Origin of the sequence: Leuconostoc sp. DB-1, from assembly GCF_013414845.1 — a bacterium.
GTDB classification, from domain to species: Bacteria; Bacillota; Bacilli; order Lactobacillales; family Lactobacillaceae; genus Leuconostoc; species Leuconostoc mesenteroides.
Genome location: NZ_JABFNJ010000001.1, coordinates 1,662,044 through 1,688,842, shown reverse-complemented (window position 1 = coordinate 1,688,842; position 26,799 = coordinate 1,662,044). Strand labels below are relative to the sequence as shown.

Here is a 26,799-nt window from a genome sequence, read left to right as displayed (position 1 = left end):
GGGTCCACCAATACAATGACTGGTCTGACCAATGTGTGGTATACTAATAATTACTATGTCAGAATCTATCTATGTTACCGTACAAGCGGATCTAAAACAAAAAATTTACCAGGGCGAATTTCCCAACTTAAAATTACCAGACGAACGTTCTTTGGCTGAGCAATATGGTGTGTCACGCTCATCAATCAAACGGGCACTTAATGTACTGGTGCAACAAGGTGTTATCTTTAAAAAGCGTGGCAGTGGCACCTTTGTTAATCCGCTTTATCTAAAAAACCATGCAATTTTCCAACATGAAGGATCTAACCTAGGTGTTTCTGATTCGTTTCGTGTTGATGGAAAAGCGCCAAGCATTGAATTGTTGGATTTTCAAGTCATTCCGGCTACAACCGAACAACAACAGGCCCTTTTTTTAAACGAGGGAGATTTTGTCTATGAAATTAAACGGTTACGCCGACTAGAAGGGGTACCATTTATGATTGAACGAGGCTATGTACCTATCAATGTTTTGCCTGGGCTGAACAGAACGATAGTTTCCGGATCCGTTTATGAATATATCGAAAAAACAAAGCACCGCACGGTAACTAAGTCGTTTATGACCATTATGGCTGAGCCTTCTAATGATGAGGACCAAGAGTTGCTAGAATTAACTGCTAACGAACCAGTCGGCATCATGGAAGGCATTTTCTTCATGGATGATGGAACACCGCTAGAATTTTCGACAATGCGTTTACATTATAAGTATCTTCGCTATAATGCCTTCGTGAGTTTAGACTCCGAATAAGTTACAGCATTGGTACGTTCCAATATAATTAAAAAGCCAACCACATTTTTTAAAAACCTGACCCAATTGAACCTTTTCCCTTGAAGAAAAATCTGTAATCGGTTATACTGTAAGAGTAAATAACGGAAGAAGTTCGTGGTTTACGGTGTTTATGATTCTTGCAAAAAATAAGGAGTACTTAATCTCATGGCAGATTTCGATTCAAAAGAGTACTTGGAACTTGTTGATAAGTGGTGGCGCGCAACTAACTATTTGTCAGCTGGGATGATCTTTTTGAAGAGCAACCCATTGTTCTCAGTTACTAATACACCTATCAAGGCTGAAGATGTAAAAGTTAAGCCAATCGGACACTGGGGTACTATCTCAGGTCAGACATTCTTGTATGCACATGCTAACCGTTTGATCAACAAGTATGGTTTGAACATGTTTTACGTTGGTGGTCCTGGTCACGGTGGCCAAGTTATGGTTACTAACGCTTACTTAGACGGCGCATATACTGAAGATTATCCTGAAATTACTCAAGATATCGAAGGTATGAGCCACTTGTTCAAGCGTTTCTCATTCCCTGGCGGTATTGGATCACACATGACAGCTCAAACACCTGGTTCATTACACGAAGGTGGTGAATTGGGCTATTCATTGAGCCACGCTTTTGGTGCCGTTTTGGACAATCCTGACCAAGTTGCTTTCGCAGTTGTTGGTGATGGTGAAGCTGAAACAGGTCCTTCAATGGCTTCATGGCACTCAATTAAGTTTTTGAATGCTAAGAATGATGGTGCCGTTTTGCCTGTCTTGGATTTGAACGGATTCAAGATTTCAAACCCAACTATCTTCTCACGTATGAGTGATGAAGAAATCACAAAGTTCTTTGAAGGGTTGGGTTATTCACCTCGCTTCATCGAAAACGATGATATTCATGACTACGCAACATACCACCAACTTGCAGCAAACATTTTGGATCAAGCTATTGAAGATATTCAAGCTATTCAAAATGATGCACGTGAAAATGGTAAGTATCAAGATGGTGAAATCCCTGCATGGCCAGTAATTATTGCTCGCTTGCCAAAGGGCTGGGGTGGACCAACGCACGATGCAAGTAACAATCCTATTGAAAACTCATTCCGTGCGCACCAAGTGCCATTGCCTCTTGAACAACACGATCTTGCAACATTGCCTGAATTCGAAGACTGGATGAACTCATACAAGCCTGAAGAATTATTCAATGCTGATGGTTCTTTGAAGGATGAATTGAAAGCTATCGCTCCTAAGGGTGACAAGCGTATGTCAGCTAACCCTATTACAAATGGTGGTGCTGATCGTTCAGACTTGAAGTTGCCTAACTGGAGAGAATTCGCTAACGATATCAATGATGATACACGTGGTAAGGAATTCGCTGATAGCAAGCGCAATATGGACATGGCAACATTGTCAAACTACTTGGGTGCTGTTTCACAATTGAACCCAACTCGTTTCCGCTTCTTCGGTCCTGATGAAACAATGTCAAACCGTTTGTGGGGATTGTTCAATGTTACACCACGTCAATGGATGGAAGAAATCAAGGAACCACAAGATCAATTGTTGAGCCCTACGGGTCGCATTATTGATTCACAATTGTCTGAACATCAAGCTGAAGGTTGGCTTGAAGGATATACTTTGACTGGTCGTGTTGGAATCTTCGCATCATACGAATCATTCTTGCGTGTTGTCGATACAATGGTTACACAACACTTCAAGTGGTTGCGTCACGCTTCAGAACAAGCATGGCGTAATGACTATCCATCATTGAACTTGATTGCAACTTCAACTGCTTTCCAACAAGATCACAATGGATATACTCACCAAGATCCAGGTATGTTGACTCACTTGGCTGAAAAGAAGTCTAACTTTATTCGTGAATATTTGCCAGCTGATGGTAACTCATTGTTGGCTGTTCAAGAACGTGCCTTCTCAGAACGTCATAAGGTTAACTTGTTGATTGCTTCTAAGCAACCACGTCAACAATGGTTTACAGTTGAAGAAGCTGAAGTATTGGCTAACGAAGGTTTGAAGATCATTGATTGGGCTTCTACTGCACCTTCTGGTGATGTTGATATTACATTCGCATCTGCTGGTACTGAACCAACAATTGAAACTTTGGCTGCTTTGTGGTTGATTAACCAAGCATTCCCAGATGTTAAGTTCCGTTATGTTAACGTTGTTGAATTACTACGTTTGCAAAAGAAGTCAGAACCTAACATGAATGATGAACGTGAATTATCAGCCGAAGAATTCAACAAGTATTTCCAAGCTGATACACCAGTTATCTTCGGTTTCCATGCTTATGAAAACTTGATTGAATCATTCTTCTTCGAACGTAAGTTCACGGGTGATGTATACGTTCATGGATATCGTGAAGATGGTGACATCACAACGACATATGATATGCGTGTATATTCACACTTGGATCGCTTCCATCAAGCTAAGGAAGCTGCTGAAATCTTGTCTGCAAATGGTAAGGTTGATCAAGCTGCTGCTGATACATTCATCGCTAAGATGGATGACACTTTGGCAAAGCATTTCCAAGTTACTCGTAACGAAGGTCGTGATATCGAAGAATTCACTGACTGGACATGGTCACCACTTAAGTAATTTAAAATTATTTTATCAAAACCAACTATTATTTTTAATGGTTGGTTTTTTTATGGCTAAATTGACTACATACTAAACAAAACCATGTAAAAGTACAACACAGTTTATTTAAGGAGTTCTTTTTATTTTTTGGTTTGCAACGCAAAAATATAAGCATAACAAGAATAATAAAAACCCCCAATTAGTTAGCTAATTGGGGGTTTTTGTAAATCACCATATCAGCTGCTCATAGTCCTAATGACAATAAGCAGTACAAGCATCAGCTCATTGTCGTTAGGTAATAATGACGATGAGGCTGAGAATGAGTTTTGTAGTTGCTGATATGGTCTTATTCATAGCATTTTCTCCGACGTTTTATTTAACTTAAATTAAATCATATAAGAAATATAATGTCAACCTCACATTTAAATTTCATAATTCAGCTGGATATACCGCGAAACGATTATTAGTTACGGGAAATATTTTGATGGGCTTGGGATAAAACTTAGAAAGCACGTTTTCTGTTAATATCTTATCGCGCGTTCCTTGTGCAAAAATTTCACCTTGTTTAAGCAACATAATATTTTTAAAGATCGGTAAAATTTCCTCGGTGTAGTGGGAGACAAATAGTAAGGTTGGGTGATTAGGTAATTGAGCGAGCTTATTAATTTGTTCCAACAATAATTCGCGGGAGAATAAATCTAAACCATTACATGGTTCGTCAAGTATAAGCAGTTCAGGTTTTCCTAACAAAGCCCTGGCAATTAGCACCAGCTGTCGTTGGCCTTGGGATAGAACGCGATAAGGTTTATTAATTAACTCATCCCCGCCTAGTTTCTTTAATAGTCCAATGGCTTCGTTCAAGTCATTTTTTTCAAAATCATTGTGAATACCAATGGTACCAAATTTTCCACTCAATACAATATATTGGGCTAGATGATGTTCTGGAAATCGGGATTGTACGGCAGTAGAAATGAGACCAATGCGTTTTTTCAACGCTAAAACATTTGTCTTCCCAAAAGTTTCTCCGAGAACTTCTATGCTTCCGGTTGTTGCCCAATGATTACCATAAATCAATGATAGTAATGTGGTTTTTCCAGCACCATTTAGTCCCATCAGCACCCAATTTTCGCCGCTATGTAAAGACCAATTAATATTTTTTAATATCATTTTGTCTCGTTCAAACGAAACATTTTTCATCGATAATACAGCATTATTTGTCATATACTGCTCTCCTTTGTATTAAAAATAAATGAAATTATAGATTCAGAATATCATTTTTATAATTAGTTAGTTGCTGTGATTACTAAAAATATTCCGTTTTTATATAGGCTTAAATATTCCAAAGTTATATATTCATTTCAGAAATACTGTTGTACCAAGTGATAATTAGTTTTAATATCATTCTCTTTTCATGGTTTTTCCGTTTTTAACGTTGACAGCACTAATTCGATTTGTCACAATACACTTGTTGCTTTGTTAATCAAAATCTAATTTTACTAATTTTCGAAGTGGCTGATAAATTTAAGAAGGGAGTAAGCTATGAAAAATGTAGTATTAACCGAAGGTAAAAATGGGGCACACATACTACTAGATTCTTTAGAGAAAGCAGGTGTTAATAGTCTCTTTGGATACCCTGGTGGAGCTGTTATACCGCTATATGACGCACTATATGAATCATCGCACATTAAGCACATACTTGTTCGACATGAACAAGCAGCTGCTCACGCTGCGGAAGGATATGCTAAAGCTACAGGGAAACCAGGTGTTGTTCTAGTCACGTCTGGTCCGGGAGCGACAAATACCGTCACTGGTATAGCAGATGCGTTTTGTGACTCTGTACCGCTTGTTGTGATATCCGGCCAAGTAGGATCGGCAGCTATTGGTTCAGATGCTTTTCAAGAGTTAGACATTTTGTCAATTACAAGTTCAATAACTAAGATGAGTTACCAAGTTAGAACAGTTGGCGAATTGCCGTTAATTGTTGAAGAAGCATTTAAGGTGGCTGTTTCTGGTCGTCCGGGCCCAGTGTTAATTGATTTGCCAAAGAGCGTGATGTTGGCAAAGAACACTGAAGAAAGTCAAGCTGATATCTGGCTACGTCAAATTGATACGCAAAAACCGGATGTTGATGCTGTTCAGATTCATCAATTAGTAGCGGCTTTGTCTAAAGCTCGTCAGCCACTTATTATTACTGGGGCAGGGGTTTTGAAATCAAATGCACAAGATGTACTACGCACACTTATACAGCACTACCACATACCGACTGTTTCAACATTATTGGGACTCGGAGCAGTTGAATCAGAAAACCCACTATTTTTGGGAATGGTGGGCATGCATGGATCCATAGCAGCCAATCAAGCTGTTGACCAGGCTGACTTTGTTTTAAATATTGGTTCGAGATTTGATGATCGTGTTGTTACGAATGTTGATGATTTTGCAAAACATGCAACCATCGCTCATATTGATATTGATGAAACGGAATTAGGGAAAGTGCTACCAACCGCTCACGCTATACATGCTAGTGCTGACGATGCGTTAAATGCAATCTTGATGGAAATTAAAAATGCCAAAATGACAGATACGTCAAAATGGCAAGAAAGTATTCGTCAAGCGAAAAGAGATTCAATGTTTTACTATCAGAAGTCAGAAACAGCGATTATGCCACAAGCAGTGATTCAAGCGGTTGGCAAAGTTACTAAAGGTGAGGCGGTTGTGGTCACAGATGTTGGTCAACATCAAATGTGGGTAGCACAGTATTATCCATTCCAGAATAATTATCAGATGTTGACTTCCGGTGGTTTGGGGACAATGGGGTACGGTATTCCGGCAGCGATTGGGGCGAAGTTTGCAAGACGGGACAAAGAGGTGGTACTTTTTGTTGGTGATGGCGGTTTTCAAATGACGTCAGAAGAGCTAGCAATTTTAAACGATAATGACTTAAATATTAAGATCATATTGTTGAACAACCATTCATTAGGAATGGTGAGACAATGGCAAACACTATTTTATAATGGTCGATTATCTAGTACAGTTTTCAAATCACAACCACAATTTAATCAGTTAGCACAGGCGTATGGTATTAATTATGTTCGAATTGAGAAGCCTGAGCGAATACTTGAAGATTTGCAATTAGCTTTTCAATCGGACAAGTCAGTACTAATTGAAATAATTATTCCTGATGATGTAAAGGTTTTGCCAATGGTTAATGCGGGTGCGCCTTATCGTGACATGATTACCGAGGAGGATGCTTAATGGATAAAACATTTATAACACGTGTGTACAATCGTCCTGGATTGTTAGTAAGGTTTGCGAGTGTGTTGACACGGTTAAATCTGAACATTAAATCACTAATGGTGACGCCAGATGAAGATCAAAAGATTTCGACAATTTCATTTATCTTTGAATCTCAAAATGACAAACAAACAGCAACGGTACGACGTAACTTATTGAAGCAATTAGATGTATTAACGGTAAATGATGGTTTTTGCCATTATTAATTAGAAAATGAATTTAAAATCACGGAGGATTTTATTATGACTACAAAAATGTTTTATGATAAAGATATTGATACAACACCATTGGAAAACAAAAAGATTGCAGTTATTGGCTATGGTGCACAAGGGCATGCTCAAGCGAATAATCTACGCGACTCAGGATTTGATGTCATCATGGGATTGCGCCCAGGAAAATCTTTTGATAGTGCTAAAAAAGATGGGTTCGAAGTTTACTCAGCTGCTGAAGCAACGGCACAAGCGGATGTTGTTATGATGGAAACCCCTGACGAATTACAAGCGGCAGTTTGGGAGAAAGAAGTTGAGCCTAACCTTAAGGCAGGTTCTTACCTTGGATTTTCTCATGGGTTCAACATTGTTTATGGTTTGATTAAGCCCAATGCTGATATTAATGTCATGATCATTGCGCCAAAGGGTCCAGGAAACATTGAACGTCGCCAATTCGTTGAAGGGGGTGGAATTCCTTCTTTGTATGGTGTTCATCAAGATCCTACGGGTGATACAGCTGAAGTGGCCAAGGCCTATGCGAAAGGTATTGGTTCAGGTCGCGCAGGTATCTTGGAAACGACTTTTGAAGAAGAAACAACAGAAGACTTGTTTGGTGAACAAGCTGTACTTTGTGGTGGCTTAACACAATTGATTGAGGCAGGATTTAACACATTGGTGGAAGCAGGTTACTCACCTGAATTGGCTTATTTCGAAACATCTCATGAAATGAAGATGATTGTTGATTTGATCTTTGAAGGTGGTTTCGAGAAGATGAGACACGATTGCTCAAATACTTGTGAATATGGTGAAATGTTGAACGGACCACGTATCATCACTGAAGAATCAAAGCAAGGAATGCGTGATGTTTTGAAGGATATCCAAGATGGTACTTATGCTAAGAAGTGGTTGGCAGAATACAATTCTGGTTTGAAGGATTTGGAAAAGATGCGGACAGAGTATAAGAGCGGTTTGTACGAGCAAACAGGTAAGAAGGTTCGTGCTATGATGCCATGGATTTCAGATGCAGATAAGTACTCGACAGCAGCAGATACTGAGCAATTCTCAGCAGCAAAGTAACAAAATGAGAAGCATTGACCGAAATGGCGTGCTTTTCGTACATAAAATGAATTAGTAATTGGAGATGAATACATGACGACTGAGGGAAAGCTAACGGCTGAAGAAATAGATGAGGCGCATCGAGTCTTGTCAAAGGTAGTAACGCATACGCCATTGGCATATGATGACTATCTATCAAAAAATATAGAGCTAATGTGTATCTTAAACGAGAAGATATGCAACGGGTTCGTTCGTTCAAAATTCGTGGTGCCTACTACAATATCATTAAGGCAGAGAAAGAAAAACTCAATAATGGGGTTGTTGCTGCTTCAGCTGGAAACCATGCGCAAGGCGTAGCCGATACATGTCATAATTTAAAGATACAAGCAACTATTTTTATGCCAGTCACTACACCAAATCAAAAAGTAGAAGCGGTTAAACGTTTTGGTAGTCAATATGTTACGGTAATCCTAGTCGGTGATACCTTTGACGAAGCACAAAGTGCAGCGTTTGAATACACTGAAAAACATAATATGTTCTTTGTAGCACCATTTGATGATCGGCGTACCATGGCTGGGCAAGGCACGGTGGCGGTTGAGGTATTTGAAGATGCTGTAGAGCAAAATATTAATGTTGATTATTTGATTGCTTCTGTTGGTGGTGGCGGTTTAATCGGTGGTCTGTCGACCTATTCTAAAAAGGTATCACCACAAACCACAGTAGTAGGTGTCGAACCAGAAACGGCACAGTCAATGAAAGCGGCTTTTCAAGCTCAAAAACCTACCACCGTCGAGAATATTGATCACTTTGTTGATGGTGCTGCCGTTGCGCGTGTCAGTCAGTTTACCTATAATCAAGCACAGCAGTATGTTGACAAACTGCTGGCTATCCCTGAAGGAAAGGTTGCTCAAGCAGTATTAGACTTGTACACTTATGAGGCGATAGTTGCCGAACCAGCTGGAGCGATGCCTATCGCTAGTTTGGATTTTATGGCCAGTGATATCGTAGGGAAAAACGTCGTTCTAGTTGTTTCTGGTGGAAACAATGATATCGGCCGTATGCAAGAAATGGAACAAAAGGCATTAATGTATAAGGGTCGCCAACAGTTTTACTTAGTTGAGTTTCCGCAACGACCCGGGGCATTACGGCAATTTGTAAATGATGTTTTGGGACCAAACGACGATATTACTCGTTTTGAATATACTAAAAAAATAAACTCTGAAACAGGCTCTGTCATGGTTGGTATTCTGCTGGATCCTGTTACGAAAGTAGATGACTTAACAGCCCGTTTAGCAGCTTTTTTTCCAAAATATATCAATTTGCAAGAAAATACTGTGCTTTTCAATATGTTAGTTTAGGAAAAGAAAAAACTTGATTTATTAAATCAAGTTTTTATTTCATCGCGGTAATTTCAATTTCTAATTTAGCATTTTTAGGTAAAGCAGCTACCTGAACGGCTGAACGGGCAGGAAATTCCTCAACAGAAGTTGTATCGAAGTATTGTGCGTAGATATCATTAACTAATGCAAAGTCTGCAATATCATCAAAAAATAATGCAGCTTTTACGATATCATTTCGTGAAAATTCAGCTTCGTGTAAGATGTTATCAATGTTATCAAAAATTTGATGTGCTTGTTCGGCTGTCGTAGCGCCAGCAAATTCGTCGGTTTCTGGATCAATACCAATTTGTCCAGAAATGTACAATGTATTGTCATTTAGAATAGCTTGCGAATAGGGTCCGAGTGCTTTGGGCGCTGTAGTTGTTGAAACGACTTTCTTTGACATGGATAATGTCCTCCTGGTTGATATTTTAATCTAAAAATCTATATTATGCAATGTTTGTAGAATAAAAAAACGAAAAGATGAGAATAAGAAGGAAAAATTATGATGTATAAATTAGCAATATTAAAAGGCGATAAAGAATCTAGCAGTGTGATTGACAGAGCCTTGGGAATCATTAAGTCATCTGTAAATGATTCAACTGCATTCGAGGTGACGGAACTTCCTTTTGGTGTCAACGCAGTACTTTCATTTAATGAACCGTTACCAAACCAGACGCTTCGCGAATTGAAGAATTATGATGGCATTTTGGTTGGCGCACTGAACCAAGAGGTAGGGACGGATAGTTTACTAAGCGTACAAGAATCGCTTGTGGCATTGAGAAAATATTTAAACATCACACTTGCTTGCAAAGCAGTTCAAATTTCTGATAATAATGTTGATGCCTCACCACTCAAGAATCAAATAGTCAGGGATACGGATTTTATAATTGTACAAAGTGCTAAGAGGGCTAATGATCACGTGGATGGTAATATTTCGGTCGATGATTTCGCACAAGACACAATAACGTATGAACAACGTGAAGTTGAGCAAGTTATCACGGCGGGGTTTGAGCGAGCGATGAATCGAAAAAGGGCGGTCACAGTCGTCACCCCTTTTGATTCGTTTTATACATCAAAAATATGGGCACTAACTGCTGAAAAAATTGCTAAAATATATCCCGATGTTGTTGTAAACTACGTATCATTATCATGTGTGATATCAACTATTATTCAGCAACCAACTAGCTTAGATGTTGTTGTTGCTCCTAAATGGGTTGACCAGGTTTTAAATGAAGAAAGCCAAAAAATTACGGGTCTACCTGAAACAGTGCCGGTATCTATGAAAAATAATAGCGGGCAAATGCTATATCAGTTACCACAAATCAATGTAGATGATAAGAATTTGATGATGGCAGTTGGAGAAGATACGGCTAAGCTTATTTTAAAAGAATGTTTTAAACATTATGATAATTTGCAAAAAATTGGTGTCTAATCACCAATTTTTTGTTGTTTATAATGCAATTAATAATATACAAATTAATGTTTTGAATGCGCTGCTGTTTGGTATAATAATAGTATCCCTAAAAATGGAGTCAAAACATGTCAGAGATAAAAATTGTGTCTATCGATATTGACGGCACATTGATTAACGATGAGCGTCAAATTCCGTTAGATGTAAAATCTGCAGTTCAACAGGCACTTGCACAAGATGTCAAAGTTGTTATTACAACCGGTCGACCACTTCCTGGTGTTCGCAATATATTAGACGAGTTAGGTATTGTAGGCAGCGAACAGTATGTCATTACACATAATGGTGGCTTAATGCAAACTGCTGATGGCTCTCAAATTTTGTTTCATGCTGCACTAGATTTGGCAGAGTATAAAGAGCTAAATACCTTTATGCGTGAGCAAAAGACGTATATTCAAGCTGAGGATCAGTTCGCGGCTTATACGACCAATCGTTTAATCCATCGTTGGGCTAGTTTTGAAAATTCTCTTGTAAATTTGCCGTTACATATTGTTAATAATGACAATGAGCTAGAGCATGTTGAAATTATTAAGGGCATTGCCAACGCTGAATCTGACGATTTGGATAACGTACAAGCGAATGTGCCAACAAGTATTTCTGACAAAATGTCAGTGATTCGGTCAACTGCCAATAACCTAGAGTTTATCAACAAAGATGCTTCGAAAGGCAATGCACTTGAAGCTCTGGCAAAAGCATTAAATGTTGATATTAAAAACACAATGGCAATTGGTGATCAAGAAAATGATTATTCAATGATTGAGCGCGCAGGATTAGGTGTTGCCATGGGTAATGCAATTGAAAAAATTAAAACGATAGCTGACATCGAAACAGCAACAAACAATGATTCCGGTGTAGCGCGGGCCCTAGAAGAATATGTTCTTTAAAAGATAGTTGTATTTTAGTTTTGACACAGCTGAAGTTATAATCTGTGTAGATTACTTAATTTAAAATATTCCGATATATAAGCCAAGGAGGCAAAAAAGATGAACGTTCTGTTAAATGGTAATAAAGTTGCATTGGAAGGCGATCCCCTTAAAGTTGGTGATGAGGTGCCTCATTTCAAATTAGTTGATCAAAACAATGAAAAAGTTAAGACGGCCGATTTGTTAGGAAAAGTGACGTTGCTTTCTGTCGTTCCGGATTTAAATACAGATATTTGCTCATTACAGACACGTCGATTTAACCAAGCTGTGGATCAATATACAGATGTTAATTTTGTGACTATCTCCACAAATACAGTAGCAGAGCAACGTGATTGGTGCGCAGCTGAAGGGGTACATAACATGCGTATGCTTTCAGATGAGCAAGAATCATTTGGATACGCAACTAAGTTATATGTACCAGACACTGGTTTTGACACACGATCGATTTACATTATCGATGCGGCAGGCGTGGTCCTTTATTCGCAAATTGTAGCAGAAATTTCTGATGAACCTGATTATGATGCAGCTTTGACAGCATTATCAAATGTCATAGCATAATATCTTATTTAAAACTTGTAATAAGACCTGTATTTAAATGTTTTTTTGGTAAAATGAATACAGTAATACTACAATAGCTACCTATAAAAACTCGGAGTTAGACATGCCAGAACCTAAATTGAAACTTTTTTCACTCAGCTCAAACGAACCACTTGCGCAAAAGATTGCCGATTCGGTTGGTGTTCCGTTGAGCCGTATTTCCGTTAAACGCTTTGCTGATGGTGAAGTGCAAATTAACATTGAGGAAAGTATTCGTGGCGATAATGTTTTTGTTATTCAATCGACTTCAGCACCTGTGAATGATAATTTGATGGAGCTATTGATTATGATTGATGCATTGCGTCGTGCAAGTGCAAATCAAATCAATGTTGTTCTGCCGTATTATGGCTACGCACGTCAAGATCGCAAAGCGCGTTCTCGTGAGCCAATCACAGCTAAGTTGGTAGCTAATATGTTAGAACGTGCCGGAGCTACACGTGTATTAGCATTAGACCTTCATGCCGCTCAAATTCAAGGTTTCTTTGATATTCCAATGGATCACCTACAAGGCGCCCCATTATTAGCAGATTATTTGATTGAATCAGGCATTGCTGATAAAAAAAATGCGGTTGTTGTTTCCCCTGACCACGGTGGGATGACACGCGCGCGTAATTTGAATAATATGTTAGAACTTGAGTCACCAGTTGCAGTGATTGATAAGCGCCGTCCAAAACCAAACGTGGCTGAAGTTGGTAGCATTGTTGGTGATGTTGAAGGTAAAACGGCTATCATGATTGATGATATGATTGACACTGCTGGAACGATAACGCAAGGTGCTCAACTTGTTATGGAACACGGTGCCAAAGAGGTTTATGTAGTAGCATCGCATGCTGTTTTCTCCGGGCCAGCCATTGAACGTCTACAGAATTCAGTGTTTAAAAAAGTTATTCTAACTGATTCAATCAATTTACCAGAAGATAAGAAATTTGAGAAATTAGAAATTGTTTCTGTTGGAGAGCTGATTGGTGAGGCAATTACCCGTATTAGCAAAAATGAGGCGATTAGTTCTTTGTTTAAAAATCGCTTCTACCGACGTGGACATTAATAAAATATTGTTGCATTTTTATGAGAACAAGTGACATTGCTTGTTCTTTTCGTTTACCCGAAATGTTATAATGAAAAGAAACGACACATATACGATAGGAGTTCTGCCATGAGTAAAGTATTAGTTGTGGACGATGAAAAACCGATTTCTGATATTATTAAATTTAACCTAACCAAAGAAGGCTACGATGTAGTCACCGCTGCGGATGGGCAAGAAGCATTAGATATGTATAATGATGAAAATCCTGATTTGGTTTTACTAGATCAGATGTTACCAGAAGTAGATGGTATCGAGGTTTTGCGTCAAATCCGTTCTAAGTCAGATGTGCCTGTCATCATGGTGACCGCTAAGGATAGTGAGATTGATAAGGTTCTTGGTTTAGAAATGGGAGCCGATGATTATGTAACTAAACCATTTTCTAATCGTGAATTGGTTGCACGAGTTAAGGCTAATTTGCGAAGTCGAAAGTCTGTTTCGCAAACTTCTGAAGAGACTTTTAATAGTACAGAAGATATTCACTTAGGTGATTTAGTAATCCATCCCCAAGCCTATATGGTTTCAAAGGATGGTGCTGATATTGAGTTAACGCATCGTGAATTTGAATTATTATATTATTTAGCACAACATATTGGACAGGTGATGACACGTGAACACTTGTTACAGCAAGTTTGGGGCTATGATTATTTTGGTGACGTACGTACAGTAGATGTTACGGTTCGACGATTACGTGAGAAAATTGAAGACAACCCTAGCCATCCTAATTGGCTAGCAACACGCCGTGGCGTCGGATATTATTTACGCCCATCAGAAGAATAAATGAATGAAATTTAAGTTTACGCGTACATAATGAGGGGAAGAATGCTCGCCATTAAGCATAATGAAGATGACGTCAATTACTAAATTTTTCCAATCTATTCGTTTTCGCATCACACTTGTTTTTGTGCTGCTAATGATTATCGCACTCGAACTTTTGGGTGCTTTTTTCGTACGCCAAATGGAACGTCAGAACTTAAGGACATTCCAACAACAGATCACCTTACCTAAATATGTTACTGATCCAATTAACACTGCTTTACGTAATAGTAACTCTGATGAAGGCAATCATGAAATCCAAGACGTTTTGTCAGGATTAAACAATACCAACATTGAAGAAGTACAAGTTATTGATAAAACTGGAACAATTCGAGGAACGACTTCTGTATCAGGTCAGCAAACGATCAGCCAAAAAACGACCGACATTAATGCACAAAAGGCGCTTGCTGGGGACCAGTCGTATGTTGCCACTCGAACGATCAATGAAAACGGCGAGCGTAAAGAAATCATGACGACACCTCTAGGGGTGACTACGGGGAGATTAAAAGACGTCTCCGGTGTTATTGTTGTAAAAGCCAGTTTATTGCCAGTATATAAGAATATTAACAGTGTCATGCGACTGTTTATTATTGCTGGCTTGATTGCACTAGTTGCCAGTGTGGCGCTGGCCCTATTTTTAGCAAGAACCTTGACAAGACCAATTGAACAAATCAGTGAACAGACGACTAAAATCGCTGAAGGTGATTACTCGATGGTGAATCACATTTATGGTTCTGATGAGTTAAGTCAATTGGCATTATCGGTTAATGATCTATCTACGCGTATCGAAGAGTCAACAGAAACAGTCAATGCGGAGCGTAATCGTTTGGATTCGGTTTTGACACATATGGCGGATGGTGTTTTAGCGGCTAATCGTCGTGGTGAAGTCACCATTATTAATCAGGCTGCAGCAGATTTTGTAGGGGTTAACCGGGAAGATGCCCTTGGACAAAATGTTGTTAGTCTCTTACGTTTGGAGGGCAAACGTACATTACGTGATATATTGGAAAATCTAAATGATTTTAGAGTAGACTTATCAGATGATAGTAAAGAACTGTTAGTCCAGACCTATGTTTCTTTGATTAAACGCCAATCTGGTTTTATTTCTGGATTAGTTGTGGTCCTACATGATATTACCGAGCAACAACGTATAGATTCTGAACGGCGTATGTTTGTTTCCAATGTATCGCACGAATTAAGAACACCTTTGACTTCAGTTCGATCCTATGTGGATGCTTTGGCAGAAGGCGCTATTGATGACCCAGAAATGGCGCAAAACTTTTTGGGTGTTGTTCAAGATGAAACACAGCGTATGATTCGAATGATTAATGATTTGTTGGAGCTATCGCGTCTAGATCAAGGCACGATGGAGGTCAAGCTAGAAGTTATTAATTTAAACAGTTTGTTTAACTTTGTTTTGAATCGTTTTGATATGATTTTGGAAAGTGACGCTAAAAACGAAAACACAATCACTAAAAACTATAATATTTTGCGTGAATTTACCAAGGAAGATGTTTGGGTTGAAGTTGATCCGGACAAGTTTACTCAGGTATTAGACAATATCATGAATAATGCGGTGAAATATTCACCAGACGGCGGAACCATAACAGCCCGACTGATTAAGACAAAAACACGTGCAATCTTAAGCATCTCTGATCAAGGGCTAGGCATTCCAAGAAAAGACTTGGATAATATATTTAATCGTTTCTTCCGAGTTGATAAATCAAGGTCCCGTGCGCAGGGTGGAACAGGGCTAGGATTGGCTATTTCTAAGGAAGTGGTTGAAAAGTTTAATGGTCGTATTTGGGTTGATTCAGTTGAAAATAAGGGCTCTACCTTCTATATTTCGTTAGCTTATGTTGACGAAGAACCGGAGGACGATTGGGATGCAGAATAATCGATCAGTCCAAGGTGTTATGATCAATATTTTATTGACGATTGCTATTATTGTTTCTATTGTACTAACTGCATTAATATTCATTTCAGCAGGCAGTCAAGAGGCGCCGACACAAACGGATCAACAATCGCAACAAGCTTCCGAGTTGTTTAGACCTACGAACTACATTGTGAATGATAAAAGTGGCAAACAGCATATGGTTATGCACACCACGAATGCGCAATATAAAAGTATTCATCAGTATTTAGCAAATTCTAGAATGACGAATCCTACGCAAAGAAAAGCAACTAATAAGCAGATTAGTCAATTACTGGATAAAACGCAAACTGCCTTGTATCACTATCCAGACGTTGTGCCAATTGAATATTTTAATTCTTATTATTCTCAGCGTGTATCAACGCATAAAAGTTTTAACTTTAACTATGTTGTTGTGCCACTTAACCATTCTAAAAAAGCATATTTTGTGAATACACAGTCTAAAACGATTACGACAGTTACTATTAGCAAAATTGATACAACTGAGGCATGGAAGGTCGCTGCTCGGTTGCCCAAAGCTTTAACGGTAAACTTTAAAGTGGTTAACGGACATGTGATGTTGAACTACCCAAAAGAGTTTAAATTACCTGTGTACTCTTATTTAGTGAATCATCGTGATCCAACGACTTATGTATCAGCACTCTTAGGGACTACAAATCAGTTAACCCAGACCACTGAGAACAATAAAAAAATTTATACTAATAAATACAGTAATCAACAAATCATTTATGATCCAGATTTAGAAACAGTGACCTTTACAGATAATCGAACGACTGGTACATTACAGCGCAGCTATTACAATCGGTTGAATGTCGGTTTTTCGCAAATTAATTTGTTACAGTTAGATCTCTCTGATACGCGCTTTTACCAGAGCCGTGATAATGGGAAGGATATTACTTATCGAACGTTTGTTGAAGGGCTACCAGTTTATTACCAATCAAAAACTGGTGCTATTCATATGACGTTAGATAAATACGGTAACCTAACAAGCACCTATTCGCTAAATGAGTTGGGTGTGCCGGTTCCTAATACGCAAGAAGATGTTACTTTACCAAAAGCAGCAGATGTTTTGGCTAAGTTACAACAAGCTGGTGTCAAAAGTAGTGAGTATTATTCTATTGCACCAGGCTATGAATGGTTGGCTAACAAAGAAAATAACGTTTCAGTCAACATGAATCCTACATGGATGATTGAAACGCCAACGGGTTGGATGAGCGTCAATACGTTTCTAGCTAATCGAGAATAGTTTCCAATCAGGATGATTCAGGGTTCTGAAAACTATGAAAGGAGAAATACGTTTTTATGCAATTTAGACGACTAAAAATATTAATGACGATGTTATTCATCTTTTTGGACGTGTTTCTCTTTTTTTGGTGGCGTAGTAATCAGAGACCAAGTATTAAAGTAACCGACGCCAATGCGAATATCATTAGTGAGATTAAAAATCAAAAAATAAAAGTAGCTAACTTTAGTACTTCGGTTACTTATGCTAGTTATTTAGCTGGTAAACGATCAAATAGTTTAATGTCAACGATTGATAAGTTGTCAAACTTCAATGCAAATATTAATAATCAGACGCTCTACGTGACTTTCAATAAAACATCGCAACTAGGTAGAGGGAATACTAGTAGTAGCAGTAGTGGTAAGAAAGCTGCGGCGGATGACGTTGAGGCGTCAAAGATAGCACGTAATGCAGGATATCGATATAATCCTATTCTGTCTAAAGTTAATGTGAAAAATCGTGTAACCTATTCTCAGTATATTGATAATTTGCCGGTCATCGCTAAACAAGGGCTGATGATCTTTAACAAAGATAAAGACCGTAAGGTAACTGATTTTACACAAACTAAAATAACTAAGGTTACAGTATTGCGCGATGAACGTGCAACAATTACAGAGGAAGCCGCAATTGTCGCTCTCTATAAATTCAATGAGCTAAATAGTGGTGATAAATTATCAAAGGGCGCTCTATCATATGATACATCGGTAAAGGTTAATGGCTATGACATTTATTTACCGGTATGGGTATTTGTTGTAACACACGCAAATGGCAGCACAGGGATTTTGAAAATCAATGCCTTTACGAGCGACAATTTATCAGAATAATTTAATTTTTGCTTAACTTCAAATTGATAAAATAAAATAAATATAGTCGAGAGGTGACTAATGGTACAATCAGCATTAACAAAAACGTTGTTAACTGGCGTCATTGCTGGTGTTGTTGGTGGAGGAGCAATTTTGTATGGGCAGCAGGGTGTACAATTGTTACAAAATCAAAATCAAAAAGTGAGTACGACAGCAACAAGTACAAAAACGATTGCCAAGAATGCAACTGCTACATCAGCTTATAATAAGGTATCAGATGCAGTTGTATCTGTATTGAACTTTACTAAATCCAGTCAAGGTAGTTATCAAGAATCGTCAGAAGGTTCTGGCGTGATCTATAAAAAAACGGATGGATCGGCATTTATTGTAACGAATAATCACGTAATCACTGGAGCGGCTAAAATTCAAGTTATGCTGCACAGTGGGAAGAAAGTGACCGCTACATTAGTCGGCAAAGATGCGATGACTGACTTAGCTGTTCTGAAAATCGACGGCACAGACGTTACAACAACTGCACAATTTGGCGATTCAAGTAAAATAACTGTTGGTGAAAACGTCTTGGCAATTGGTTCGCCGCTGGGATCTGAGTATGCTTCGTCAGTGACGCAAGGCATCATTTCGGCCAAGAAAAGGTTAGTTGAGGCAACATCTGAAAATGGTCAAAATTATGGTGGATCCACGGTTATTCAGACGGATGCTGCTATTAATCCTGGTAACTCAGGTGGACCATTAATCAACTTTGCAGGACAAGTTATTGGTATTAACTCAATGAAGTTGTCAACATCTTCTTCTGGAACGAGCGTTGAGGGGATGGGTTTTGCAATTCCTTCTGATCAAGTCGTTGACATTGTTAACAAATTAGTCAAAGATGGTAAAGTCACACGACCAGCAATTGGCATTAGTTTGATTAATTTGTCAGAAGTAACAGCTTCTGAGCAAAAATCAACATTGAAAATTCCAGATAGCGTTACTGGTGGTGTTGTTGTAATGAGTTTGACTAACAATGGCCCAGCAGATAAAGCTGGATTGAAGAAGTACGACGTTATTGTTGGCATTAATGGTAAAAAGGTCAGCTCACAGGCTGATCTGCGAGAAGAACTCTACAAGCATTCGCTTGGGGACACAATAACATTGACTTATTATCATCAGGATACTAAGCAAACCGTCAAGGTTAAATTAACACAGAAATTAGCAAGCTAACAAAAATGTTAGCTTTTTCTTTACCCTTGTTTGACTTTTATTAAAAAATATGTATTTTCTGTAAATGTTGAAAACAAGCTGAAAATGTTGACAATTTGTGGACTAAATACCAGAAAATGTGGAAAAGACGTTTAAATTCGTGGATAAGTGCTTTGTTTTTATAAGAAATAATAAATATTGGTAATTTTAGGCAATATTTAGGGAAAAATGGGCAGTTTTTAGACGCATATCAGCAATGTTCGTGTATTGAAGCGATTAAAGAAATAACACTGATGCAATGCTATTTAGAATATATTTTCCGAACAATGTAAAGAAAATTTACTTTAAACATTAGTCGAACGCGTGTGCTTATCCACAATTGTGTACAACTTTGTGGATAACTGTGGATAACTTGCGGGAAAATATCTATAATTTGTCTAAATAAGAGTAAAATAACGTTTATAAAGTTATCCACATTTTTTTTGAATTTAAAAAAAACAGTGGATAACTTAAAAAGCGAACAGCGAAAAGAGTTGGTATAAAAGCTTTTTCAGAAAAAAATATTTTTTTTGTTCGTGTGGATAACATCGGATATAATGAATATAGGTAATCAACCAAAAATATTAAGAAATTGTAAAGAGTAGGTTTGAAATGAATATTAAACTAATCACGGTCGGTAAACTAAAGGAAAAGTATTTAACAGAGGGCATTGCGGAGTATACAAAACGATTATCTCGCTTTTGTAAAGTTCAAGTAGTTGAGTTGATTGATGAAAAGACGCCGGAAAATGCTAGTGAAGCACAGAATAATCAAATTATGGCTAGAGAAGGGGAGCGAATTCAAGCGAAAATTGGTTCGCGTGATTATGTTATTGTGCTAGCAATAGAAGGGAAACAGTTTCCTTCCGAGGAATTTGCTCAAAAACTTGAAGCCATTGCGGTTAATGGTTATTCGGACATTACTTTTATTATTGGTGGTTCTCTTGGATTATCTAAGGCAATCAAGCAAAGGGCGAACCTAAAGATGAGCTTTGGGTTGCTGACCTTGCCACATCAATTAATGCGTCTTGTACTGATTGAACAAATTTATCGTGCTTTTATGATTCAACAAGGATCACCGTATCATAAGTAACATGTAAAAAAATGAAAACTATTGTTGCATTTTCATCTTTCCGTGTCTATAATATATCCATAGATAAAAAATATACACGAAAGAGTGCGAAGTATGAGGAAGTTTTTTGAGAATTCAGAATGGAACCGTGTTCGAAAAATCAGGGGGTTACCATTATTATTGGTTGGTATTACACTCATTCCGAGTTTATACGCAGTCATTTTTTTGTCGTCACTTTGGGATACTTATGGTAGAGTGGACCATCTTCCAGTTGCGATTGTTAATCAAGATAAGACCGCAAAGATTAATGGAAAGTCACAGAATATAGGCGATGATTTAACTAAAAAATTGCTTGACAGCAAGCAATTAAAATTAACTAAGACTTCGGCTGAAAAAGCTAAAAAAGGACTTGCATCTGGAAAGTATTACATGACCATCACGATACCGAAGTCCTTTACTAAGAATTCAGGTACGCTGTTGAATGCTAAGCCAGTCAAGCCTGAGATTAAAATTGCGCATAATACTGGGCAAGGATTCATTGCTGAAAAATTAACGGCTTCCGCGGCTGATAAAGTACAGGCAAATGTCTCAAAATCACTGCAAGGTGTTTATAATAAAACAATTTTAAATGCAACAGCATCCTCAAAAAAAGGTTTTCAATCGGGATCTAAAGGTGCTACACAACTTGGGAGTGGTTTATCACAATTACAAGATGGTACTAAAAAATTGCAAGATGGTACAACGCAGCTCCAAACTGGTACTTCACAGTTGGCAACGGGCTTGTCACAGTATACAAATGGCGTGTCGTCCGCTAATACTGGTGCTCAGCAGTTAACTTCAGGTGCTCAACAACTTGCCACACAGCTCCAAAAGGTTTCTGACGAGATTAATACAAAGCAAAGTGCTAAGGCGGCTGATTTAAAGCAGCTTGATACAGGATTGACGCAATTGACACAGGGCTTGCAAAAACTAAGTAAGGTTGAATCACCAACTGTAACTGTTGATTCAACAAAGCTTAACGAAGCGTCCGAAAAGCTGTCAGCTGGATTAACTGGTGCTGGGAAAGACGCAGCTGCTTTCAAAGCATTAGCTCAAGATGCTGATTTCCAAAAATTTTTACAAGAAAATCCTACTGTTGCTGCTAAATATCAAGCAGCATTAAGTGATTTGGCTGAAAATGTGCAATCAAGTGCAACAGCAGCCACTACAATTCAAAATCAATTAACTACATTAAAAGCTATGCTGCCACAATTACAAGCGTTGCAGGCAGAAATTCCAGAATTACAGAAGCTCGGTCAACAAGGATCCGTTGCCACTCAAGGCGCGCAAACAGCCATTAAAACACTAAATGACAGCTTAACTACTGTCAGCCAAGGAATAGCTAACCAAGCAGTACCAGGTGCTCAGCAGCTAGCGCAAGGATCATCTCAATTAACTACAGGACTTGGACAGTTAGCCGCCAAAAACGATACACTTAATAGTAGTGTTTCGCAATTAAATGATGGCACGACACAGTTACTTACTGGTGAAAATCAAGCTAGTGAGGCCTTACAGCAGGCAGGTACTGGTGCAACCACTTTAGCGAATAAATTAGCTGATGGTGCTGTGAAATTGTCAGCTATACACAATAAGAAATCAAATGTGGTAGCATTATCACAGCCAGTCAAGCAAAAATCATCTAATTTATCAAAGGTTCCTAACAACGGAACTGGAATGGCGCCATATATGATGTCTGTTGGGTTATTTGTTGGTATGATCACATTTACGACCATATTTGATTTCATGACGGTTTCTAAAAAGCCAAAAAATGGTTTCACATGGTGGGCTAATAAGCAGTTAATTAATGCGCCAGTTTTTATTGGACAAGCACTGATTATGACTGGTTTACTCTTCTTAGTGGATGGCATGGAAGCGCAGCGGCCAGCGATGACATTTGTTGTAGCCTTAGCAGCATCCTTTGGGTTCAATCAGTTTGTTGTCTTGTTTAATGTGCTAATTGGTAAACTAGGGTCAGGGATTATGCTGGTTTTGATGGTATTACAACTGAGTGCTAGTGCAGGATCTTATCCTATTGAGTTGTCAAACAGCTTTTTTGAGGCAATTCATCCATGGATGCCAATGAGTTACTCTGTCCATGCCTTCCGCGAAACAATTTCTATGGGTGGCAGTGTTGCATCAGACTTAACTGTATTGTTATCCTTAGGAGTGATATCAATGGTACTAACATGGTTTGTGTACCAAATGAAATTAAACCATAATCAGTTAACTTTTAAGCATTAATTTAAAAGCAGTCGGCAGACTGCGTACATAAAGAAATGAAGTTGGAAAAATAAATGAAAATGTCTAGTGCAGTTGAACAAAGTTTGGTTGTCTTGGTTATGTTAGCTTTGCAAAAAGATGGCTTACCTGTTAAAAGTCATGTTTTAAGTGAACACTTAGAAGTATCTGAATCGTACTTAAAAAAAACAATGCGCAAATTAGTTGTTGCAAATTTAATAAAAGCGATCGCTAGTAAGGAAGGTGGTTTCAAATTGGCTCGTAATACCAATGATATTACGTTATTGGATGTTTATGAGGCGATTGAAGGAGAAGATAGCTTTATTCATTCTACCCAATTGGCAGATCGCGTGTTTCCTGCCAAAACTGCTGTCGCTGAAGGAACAAAAGAAGTTCTATCTATTGTCTATGAAGCAGAAAAAGATTTTAAGAAACGGTTAAAACGTACATCAATTGCTGATTTGTTATTGTTTGCTAAAGAAGGAGAAGAAATTGTTGATTGGCGATGAAGTGACACATATTGACTAAAAAAACAGTTTATTAATGCCAACCTGGCATTAATAAACTGTTTTTATATTGTGAAGTATTATATTCTATGCAACAGGTAGCGTCTCCTGTAAACTGAATTCAAAATCATCTGGAATAAGCATCCCGACATCTTTTAAAATAACATTTCCGGAAAGGTAACAACCATTCTGTTGCGTTAAACCAACCTTTGTGAAGCCGAAAGTGACTGTAGTATGAGCTTTAAGAGCAGCGCCACGTACCTCTCCCGTTGTTGCATCAATACCAGTAGGAACATCAACAGCAATGACAGGTTTATCAATGTGGTTGGCCGCTTTAATCATTTTTTGTAAGCCTTCAGGTAGAACGTTGTTCAATCCAACTCCAAATATCGCATCAATAATTAAAGTTGCCTCATTAAAGTCACTTTTTTCAGAACGAACTAAGCCATGCTTTTCAATGATTGCCAGTTGCCGTTTCACACTGTCTTTCGCACGGCTAACGTTTCCGACAAATTGTAATGAGACATTTACGCCTTGAGCGTACAAGAGACGAGCGATTGCTACGCCGTCAGCACCATTATTACCAAGACCAGCTAGTACTAACACATGACTCAAATCGAATCTACCGGCGCCGATAACATCAAGCACTGCCATTGCGGCCCGTTCAATTAATACATCCTGTGGCATACCAATAGTCTCAATCGTGTAATTATCTATTTGCTGCATTTCTGTAGCTGTAACAAGTCGCGTCATAGTTCCCATCATTTCATAAGTTATTAAATTCATTATACGGTGATTTGACAGTGTTATCAATCAAACAAGCGTAAAAATATTGAATTTGACAAATAAAAAAAATTAGAATACAATAATAACAATTTAAGAATCATAGAGGTTGCTGCTGACATTAGTCGCTTGCGGAGTGCTTACAGGTACAATGAAACAGGTTAAAGGGGATGTAGCCGAAGCATTGGTGCTGTGACACCAAGTAGCTGGGCCAATCGGTGAAAAATCGTTGGACTGTCGCGTAAGCGGGGTGCTATGTTATAGATTGCAATTAATTGGGATCCATGGCTGCTACTTGTGCGCTGTGGATTTTTTAATAGAGGAGGTATGCATTCATAGATATCTGTGAATGGGCTAACATATGGTAGAGGCAATAACACGTCCAACACGTCTTGAAGTTTCCAAGAGCGCTGTTGAACATAATATAACGACCGTTAAAAATGTATCAGGTGCAGACAAAGTCTTTTTGACCGTTAAGTCAAATGCCTATGGATTTGGTTTGATTCCTATGGCTCAAGCTGCTGTGGCAGGAGGTATTTATGGCTTAGGTGTAGCTGTTCTTGATGAAGCTATTGCACTGCGGCATGAGCGCATAACCGCACCAATTTTAATTTTAGGTATTTCACAGGTAAAGTATGTTGAACTAATGGCTGTCCAGCATATCATGGCAACTGTTGTTTCATTGGACTGGCTGGAGAAAGCAGAACATCAGTTAACTGGTGAACAGCGATTACCTGTTACACTAGGTATCGATACTGGCATGGGTAGAATTGGGTTTAGAAATCGTGAAACTTTAGCGAAAGCGATACAGTTTGTTTTGGATCATGCTGATAAGTTTGAATATGTTGGACTATCGACGCACTTTGCCGAATCTGATTCATCAGATACCAGGTACTTCCAAAAGCAATTAACACGTTGGCATCAATTGACGGATGACTTGCCAAAACCAAAGTATTATCATGTTGCTAATTCGGGTGCTGCAATGTATCACGCAGAAGAGGTTCCCCATGAGGTTGTCCGCGTAGGAACGGTGCTTTATGGGATTGAGCCCTCTCGTGGTGAACTAGCAGATGGACGTAACCTGAAACCCGTCATGGCCCTTCGGAGCGAGGTAAATTTTGTTAAACGCTTACCTGCTGGTGAAGGTATTAGTTATTCACACAAATATACGACAACTCAAAACGAGTGGATAGGCACTGTTCCTATTGGTTATGGGGATGGTTGGCTACGCAAATTAATGGGGTTTAAGGTTATTATTGACGGTCAATACGCCCCTATTGTAGGGCAAGTAGCAATGGATCAGTTAATGATACGTTTGCCTCGTGAATATCCAGAAGGTACAACGGTAACCTTTATTGGTCAAGATGGAGACTTAGAGAATACAATCGAGGACGTTGCACAGTTTGCAGGTTTGGCGCCCTGGGAAATCACAACAGGACTACAAGATAGAATACATCGTATTTTAGTAGATTAGGAGAAGATAATGACTAGAGAATATAGTGTTGCCATTCTTGGCGCAACAGGTGCTGTGGGCACACGACTTATTGAACAATTAGAGCAATCAACGATTCCCGTGAAGAATATAAAATTGCTTGCTTCGTCACGTTCAGCAGGTAAGACACTTCAATTTAAAGGTACAGACGTGGTTGTTGAGGAAGCAACTCCAGGAAGTTTTGATGGGGTTGATTTAGTTTTGGCTAGCGGTGGTGGTTCAGTTTCAGCACGATTTGCACCCGAAGCTGTGAAACGCGGCGCTGTGGTTGTTGATAATTCAAGCCAATGGCGAATGAATGATGATGTCCCGTTAATTGTTCCTGAAGTTAATGAAGCAGATTTGAAACAACACCAAGGAATTATTGCCAACCCTAACTGTTCAACGATTCAAATGGTTGTTGCTCTAGCGCCCATTAAAGCTAAATATGGTTTGACACGTGTTATCGTGTCAACTTATCAAGCTGCTTCTGGTGCGGGACAATCTGCATGGCAAGAGCTAGTTTCAGAAACTGATGCCCACAATGCTGGTAAAGAAATGCATGCTGAGATTTTGCCGGTTAAAAGTGCTAAGCATCATTATCCCCTAGCTTATAATTTACTGCCACAAATAGATGTTTTGAAGAAGACGGTTACACTCATGAAGAATGGAAGATGATTCATGAGACTAAAAAAATTATGTTCGGTGATAAAAATTCTAAAGCAGTTAAAGTGACAGCAACTGCGGTCCGGGTACCTGTTCCTATTGGTCATGGCGAGACTGTTTATTTTGAAACGGATGCCGGATCAGGAGCGACAGCCGCTGATATTCAAGCGATTCTGAGTGAAGCCCCAGGTGTTGTTTTGGAAGACAATCCAAAGGAACAGTTGTACCCACAGCCAATTAATGCCGAAGGAAAACGCGAAACATTCGTCGGCCGTGTGCGTCCCGATTTGGAAAATGATGATAGTTTCCATATGTGGGTTGTCTCAGATAACCTGCTTAAAGGTGCTGCTTGGAATACAGTGCAAATTGCAGAACGTCTTGTTGACTTAGACTTGGTCAGAGTCCCAGAAGACGCAGCAAATAAGTTTGTCACAGCATAAATTTTTTTAAGAGCGTTCAGCGCTCTTTTTATATCTCAAAAAGCGGTGGCACAACTGTGTGTAAAAGCAACGTGTTACAATAGCTTTATGATAGCAATTCTAACAATTTTA

General features: G+C 38.7%; 21 protein-coding genes, 2 pseudogenes and 1 riboswitch. Of the genes and pseudogenes, 20 read left to right on the top strand and 3 right to left on the bottom strand.

The genetic code is table 11. The features are described from left to right. Positions 1 to 55: 55 nt before the first annotated feature. Both HFP47_RS08285 and HFP47_RS08280 read left to right on the top strand, forming a co-directional pair. A complete protein-coding gene (locus HFP47_RS08285; protein ID WP_011680498.1) occupies positions 56 to 784 on the top strand; it encodes a GntR family transcriptional regulator in 729 nt (242 codons plus the stop codon). 186 nt (positions 785 to 970) lie between these two features. Next, positions 971 to 3,412 carry a phosphoketolase family protein gene (locus HFP47_RS08280; RefSeq protein WP_179876311.1) on the top strand — a complete coding sequence of 814 codons (2,442 nt, stop codon included), beginning with the start codon at positions 971 to 973 and terminating at the stop codon, positions 3,410 to 3,412. A 411-nt stretch (positions 3,413 to 3,823) separates the two neighbouring features. On the opposite strand, the gene HFP47_RS08275 is transcribed toward HFP47_RS08280, so the two are convergent. Beyond that, entirely contained in the window at positions 3,824 to 4,615 is a 792-nt protein-coding gene (locus tag HFP47_RS08275; protein ID WP_025268550.1) for an ABC transporter ATP-binding protein, read from the bottom strand. Positions 4,616 to 4,933: 318 nt separating this feature from the next. Here HFP47_RS08275 and ilvB point away from each other — a divergent pair, with 318 nt between their 5' ends. The 4 genes and pseudogenes from ilvB to ilvA all read left to right on the top strand — a co-directional run bounded on the left by ilvB (position 4,934) and on the right by ilvA (position 9,308). Continuing rightward, positions 4,934 to 6,646, top strand: coding sequence for a biosynthetic-type acetolactate synthase large subunit (gene ilvB, locus HFP47_RS08270; RefSeq protein WP_179876310.1), 1,713 nt, complete (start codon positions 4,934 to 4,936; stop codon positions 6,644 to 6,646). After that, complete coding sequence (locus tag HFP47_RS08265; protein ID WP_010296022.1) at positions 6,646 to 6,891, top strand: ACT domain-containing protein; 246 nt, start codon at positions 6,646 to 6,648, stop codon at positions 6,889 to 6,891. The genes ilvB and HFP47_RS08265 overlap by 1 nt, the downstream gene beginning before the upstream one ends. 36 nt (positions 6,892 to 6,927) lie before the next feature. After that, on the top strand, positions 6,928 to 7,971 hold the full coding sequence (gene ilvC, locus HFP47_RS08260; RefSeq protein WP_011680494.1) for a ketol-acid reductoisomerase: 1,044 nt from the start codon (positions 6,928 to 6,930) through the stop codon (positions 7,969 to 7,971). Positions 7,972 to 8,043: 72 nt separating this feature from the next. Further along, a pseudogene (gene ilvA, locus HFP47_RS08255) lies at positions 8,044 to 9,308 on the top strand (threonine ammonia-lyase IlvA). A 34-nt stretch (positions 9,309 to 9,342) separates the two neighbouring features. On the opposite strand, the gene HFP47_RS08250 reads toward ilvA, so the two are convergent. Next, the gene (locus tag HFP47_RS08250) at positions 9,343 to 9,735 is read right to left on the bottom strand and encodes a RidA family protein (RefSeq protein ID WP_002815709.1); all 393 of its coding nucleotides are present in this window, start codon (positions 9,733 to 9,735) and stop codon (positions 9,343 to 9,345) included. Positions 9,736 to 9,834: 99 nt separating this feature from the next. Here HFP47_RS08250 and HFP47_RS08245 point away from each other — a divergent pair, with 99 nt between their 5' ends. The 12 genes from HFP47_RS08245 (at position 9,835) to HFP47_RS08190 (ending at position 23,331) form a co-directional block, all read left to right on the top strand. Further along, positions 9,835 to 10,764: an isocitrate/isopropylmalate family dehydrogenase gene (locus HFP47_RS08245; protein WP_232683779.1), complete on the top strand. Its 930-nt coding sequence runs from the start codon at positions 9,835 to 9,837 to the stop codon at positions 10,762 to 10,764. Between the two features lie 107 nt (positions 10,765 to 10,871). Further along, positions 10,872 to 11,684: a Cof-type HAD-IIB family hydrolase gene (locus tag HFP47_RS08240; protein WP_010289308.1), complete on the top strand. Its 813-nt coding sequence runs from the start codon at positions 10,872 to 10,874 to the stop codon at positions 11,682 to 11,684. 99 nt (positions 11,685 to 11,783) lie between these two features. Next, positions 11,784 to 12,281, top strand: a complete 498-nt coding sequence (gene tpx / locus HFP47_RS08235) for a thiol peroxidase (RefSeq protein ID WP_179876309.1) — start codon at positions 11,784 to 11,786, stop codon at positions 12,279 to 12,281. A 103-nt stretch (positions 12,282 to 12,384) separates the two neighbouring features. Next, complete coding sequence (locus HFP47_RS08230) at positions 12,385 to 13,365, top strand: ribose-phosphate diphosphokinase (protein WP_011680491.1); 981 nt, start codon at positions 12,385 to 12,387, stop codon at positions 13,363 to 13,365. Between the two features lie 108 nt (positions 13,366 to 13,473). Further along, on the top strand, positions 13,474 to 14,181 hold the full coding sequence (yycF, locus tag HFP47_RS08225; protein ID WP_010281559.1) for a response regulator YycF: 708 nt from the start codon (positions 13,474 to 13,476) through the stop codon (positions 14,179 to 14,181). 67 nt (positions 14,182 to 14,248) lie between these two features. Beyond that, entirely contained in the window at positions 14,249 to 16,114 is a 1,866-nt protein-coding gene (gene walK, locus HFP47_RS08220; protein WP_041775208.1) for a cell wall metabolism sensor histidine kinase WalK, read from the top strand. Next, positions 16,104 to 17,396 carry a hypothetical protein gene (locus tag HFP47_RS08215; RefSeq protein ID WP_011680489.1) on the top strand — a complete coding sequence of 431 codons (1,293 nt, stop codon included), beginning with the start codon at positions 16,104 to 16,106 and terminating at the stop codon, positions 17,394 to 17,396. The genes walK and HFP47_RS08215 overlap by 11 nt, the downstream gene beginning before the upstream one ends. Positions 17,397 to 17,452: 56 nt before the next feature. Further along, a complete protein-coding gene (yycI, locus tag HFP47_RS08210; RefSeq protein WP_010289058.1) occupies positions 17,453 to 18,256 on the top strand; it encodes a two-component system regulatory protein YycI in 804 nt (267 codons plus the stop codon). Between the two features lie 60 nt (positions 18,257 to 18,316). Continuing rightward, positions 18,317 to 19,456, top strand: coding sequence for a S1C family serine protease (locus tag HFP47_RS08205; RefSeq protein WP_014325193.1), 1,140 nt, complete (start codon positions 18,317 to 18,319; stop codon positions 19,454 to 19,456). Between the two features lie 630 nt (positions 19,457 to 20,086). Next, positions 20,087 to 20,566, top strand: a complete 480-nt coding sequence (rlmH, locus tag HFP47_RS08200; protein WP_115231359.1) for a 23S rRNA (pseudouridine(1915)-N(3))-methyltransferase RlmH — start codon at positions 20,087 to 20,089, stop codon at positions 20,564 to 20,566. 93 nt (positions 20,567 to 20,659) lie between these two features. Continuing rightward, a complete protein-coding gene (locus HFP47_RS08195) occupies positions 20,660 to 22,825 on the top strand; it encodes a YhgE/Pip domain-containing protein (protein ID WP_179876308.1) in 2,166 nt (721 codons plus the stop codon). A gap of 53 nt (positions 22,826 to 22,878) precedes the next feature. Then, entirely contained in the window at positions 22,879 to 23,331 is a 453-nt protein-coding gene (locus HFP47_RS08190; RefSeq protein WP_011680485.1) for an Rrf2 family transcriptional regulator, read from the top strand. An 84-nt stretch (positions 23,332 to 23,415) separates the two neighbouring features. Here the strand turns inward: HFP47_RS08190 and HFP47_RS08185 are convergent, their stop codons facing one another. Next, positions 23,416 to 24,081 (bottom strand): NAD(P)H-hydrate epimerase, encoded by a 666-nt coding sequence (locus tag HFP47_RS08185; RefSeq protein ID WP_010285559.1) that lies wholly within the window; start codon positions 24,079 to 24,081, stop codon positions 23,416 to 23,418. A gap of 125 nt (positions 24,082 to 24,206) precedes the next feature. Further along, a riboswitch (Lysine riboswitch) is annotated at positions 24,207 to 24,375 on the top strand. A gap of 97 nt (positions 24,376 to 24,472) precedes the next feature. Here HFP47_RS08185 and alr point away from each other — a divergent pair. After that, on the top strand, positions 24,473 to 25,585 hold the full coding sequence (alr, locus tag HFP47_RS08180; RefSeq protein WP_102753537.1) for an alanine racemase: 1,113 nt from the start codon (positions 24,473 to 24,475) through the stop codon (positions 25,583 to 25,585). A 9-nt stretch (positions 25,586 to 25,594) separates the two neighbouring features. Then, positions 25,595 to 26,688 (top strand): annotated as a pseudogene (locus HFP47_RS08175) (aspartate-semialdehyde dehydrogenase). Positions 26,689 to 26,799: the final 111 nt, after the last annotated feature.